Annotated in this window: 2 protein-coding genes and 1 pseudogene; all 3 read left to right on the top strand. The window is 68.7% G+C overall.

The features are described 5' to 3' along the window. Window positions 1-1305, top strand: a 1305-nt coding sequence (gene atpA, locus VJN29_RS08810; protein WP_324143252.1) for a F0F1 ATP synthase subunit alpha, incomplete at its 5' end; no start/stop codon positions are given. A 73-nt stretch (window positions 1306-1378) separates the two neighbouring features. After that, window positions 1379-2278 (top strand): F0F1 ATP synthase subunit gamma, encoded by a 900-nt coding sequence (locus VJN29_RS08805; RefSeq protein WP_324143251.1) that lies wholly within the window; start codon window positions 1379-1381, stop codon window positions 2276-2278. A 14-nt stretch (window positions 2279-2292) separates the two neighbouring features. After that, window positions 2293-2991 (top strand): annotated as a pseudogene (locus tag VJN29_RS08800) (F0F1 ATP synthase subunit beta); the annotation flags it as partial.

Raw genomic sequence — 2991 nt, 5'->3', positions numbered from 1 at the left:
CTCGGAGTCCCCATCGACGGCCTCGGTGCCATCGAGAGCGACGAGCGCCGCGCGCTAGAGCTCCAGGCTCCGACCGTGGTCCAGCGCAAGTCGGTCCACGAGCCGCTGCAGACGGGCCTGAAGTCCGTGGACGCCATGACCCCGATCGGCCGCGGCCAGCGCCAGCTCATCATCGGCGACCGCCAGACCGGCAAGACGACGGTGGCGGTCGACACGATCATCAACCAGAAGGAGTTCTGGGACTCCGGCGACCCCGACAAGCAGGTCCGCTGCATCTACGTCGCCATCGGCCAGAAGGGCTCCACCATCGCGGCCGTGAGGGGCACCCTCGAGGAGGCGGGCTCGATGGAGTACACGACCATCGTCGCCGCCCCGGCATCCGACTCAGCAGGCTTCAAGTACCTCGCCCCGTACACCGGTTCCGCCATCGGTCAGCACTGGATGTACCAGGGCAAGCACGTCCTCATCGTGTTCGACGACCTGTCCAAGCAGGCCGAGGCGTACCGCGCCGTGTCGCTCCTCCTGCGACGCCCGCCGGGTCGAGAGGCATACCCGGGCGACGTCTTCTACCTCCACAGCCGGCTGCTCGAGCGCTGTGCCAAGCTCTCCGACGACCTCGGTGCGGGGTCGATGACGGGGCTGCCGATCATCGAGACGAAGGCCGGTGACGTCTCGGCGTACATCCCGACGAACGTCATCTCGATCACGGACGGCCAGATCTACCTCCAGGCCGACCTGTTCAACTCCAACGTCCGTCCCGCCATCGACGTGGGTGTCTCGGTCTCCCGGGTCGGCGGCGCCGCGCAGATCAAGGCGATGAAGTCGGTCGCCGGCCGCCTCAAGCTCGACCTCGCGCAGTACCGCGCCCTCGAGGCGTTCGCGATGTTCGCCTCCGACCTGGACCCGGCGTCGCGCGCCCAGCTGGCGAAGGGCGCCCGACTCGTCGAGCTCCTCAAGCAGCGTCAGGCCGCACCCTTCCCGGTGGAGGAGCAGGTCGTCTCGATCTGGCTCGGCACGACGGGGAAGCTCGACGACGTCGCGGTGGAGGACGTCCGCCGCTTCGAGGCGGACTTCCTCGACCACCTGCGACGCACGAAGGGTGAGCTCCTCGCGGCCATCCGGGAGACGAGCACGTTCGCGGAGGAGACCGAACAGGCTCTCGAGACCGAGGTCGGCACGTTCAAGACCAAGCTCTTCGAGGCACGCGGCGCCGACGGGGTCCAGGCCGGCTCGGAGGCCGAGGAGGACGCCGCGGCACGTGCTCAGGAGTCCGAACAGGAGCAGATCGTCAGGCAGAAGCGCTGACCCGCAGGTCCGGTGCACCGGCACCGGGCCGCCGGCCGGGCAAGTCAGCAGACGAACGAGAGGCGGAAACCCTATGGGAGCGCAGATCCGGGAGTACCGGCAGCGCATCCGAACCGTCACGGCGACGAAGAAGATCACGCGGGCCATGGAGCTCATGGCCGCCTCGCGGGTCGTCCGGGCGCAGCAGGCGGTGCGGGAGTCCACCCCCTACGCCCGCGCGTTGACCCGTGCGGTGTCGGCGGTGGCGACGTTCTCCAACGAGGACCACCCCCTCACCACCGAGCACGAGGACGTCCGTCGTGCCGCCGTCGTCATCATGACGTCGGACCGCGGGCTCGCCGGGGCGTACAGCTCCTCGGTCATCAAGGAGAGCGAGCGCCTCGTCGCCGCACTCCGCGAGGACGGCAAGGAGGTCGTCCCCTACCTCCTCGGTCGCAAGGTGATCGGCTACTACCGGTTCCGGCACCGGGAACCCGCGGCGGAGTGGAGCGGCTCGTCCGAGAAGCCGACCTTCGAGCTGGCCCGGGAGGTCGGCGAGCGGCTCGTCGCCGACTTCACGACGCCGACCGACGAGGGCGGCATCGACGAGGTGCATGTCGTCTTCACCCGGTTCGTCACCATGGTGACCCAGGAGCCGGACGTCATCCGCCTCCTGCCGCTCGAGGTCGTCGAGGGCGAGGAGGCCCCGGACGACGACGACCTGCTGCCCCTGTACTCGTTCGAGCCGGGCGCGGGGCAGGTGCTCGACGCGCTCCTCCCCAAGTACGTCAACGCACGCCTGTTCAACTGCATGCTCCAGGCCGCCGCGTCGGAGCTCGCGGCCCGGCAGCGCGCGATGAAGTCGGCGACCGACAACGCCGAGGAGCTCATCAAGAAGTACACCCGGCTGGCCAACCAGGCACGACAGGCCGAGATCACCCAAGAGATCAGCGAAATCGTCGGTGGCGCCAGCGCCCTGGCCGAGAGCACGTGAGTGAGAGAGAGACCATGACTGCCACTGCCACAGACAAGACCGAGGCCACCCAGGCCGGCGGCGTCGGCCGCATCTCCAGGATCATCGGCCCCGTCGTCGACGTCGAGTTCCCCGTCGACGCGATGCCGGAGCAGTACAACCTGCTGACCACCGAGGTGCAGATCGGCGGTGGGACCAAGGCCCTCAACCTCGAGGTCGCCCAGCACATCGGCGACAACATGGTGCGAGCCATCTCCCTCCAGCCGACCGACGGCCTGGTGCGCGGAACGCCGGTGCAGGACACCGGTGGCCCGATCACCGTGCCCGTCGGTGACGTGACGCTGGGAAAGGTGTTCAACACGACCGGCGAGGTGATGAACCTCGCCGAGGGTGAGCGTTTCGAGGTCAACGAGCGATGGGGCATCCACCGCACCGCTCCGGCCTTCGACCAGCTCGAGTCCAAGACCCAGATGTTCGAGACCGGGATCAAGGTCATCGACCTCATGACCCCCTACGTCCTCGGTGGCAAGATCGGCCTCTTCGGCGGGGCGGGCGTCGGGAAGACCGTCCTCATCCAGGAGATGATCGCCCGTGTCGCGCGCGACCACGGTGGCGTCTCGGTCTTCGCCGGCGTCGGCGAGCGCACGCGCGAGGGCAACGACCTCATGGTCGAGATGGAGGAGGCCGGCGTCCTCGGCCAGACCGCACTCGTCTTCGGCCAGATGGACGAGCCG

Source organism: Intrasporangium sp. (assembly GCF_035280925.1).
GTDB lineage: Bacteria > Actinomycetota > Actinomycetes > Actinomycetales > Dermatophilaceae > Intrasporangium.
Note: the sequence above shows the minus strand (reverse complement) of the source record. Positions and strands in the feature narration are given on the sequence as shown.

What these genes read in the sequence shown, in the direction of transcription:
- VJN29_RS08805 (WP_324143251.1), top strand. Translation starts at nt 1,379, where the DNA reads ATGGGAGCGCAGATCCGGGAGTACCGGCAGCGCATCCGAACCGTCACG.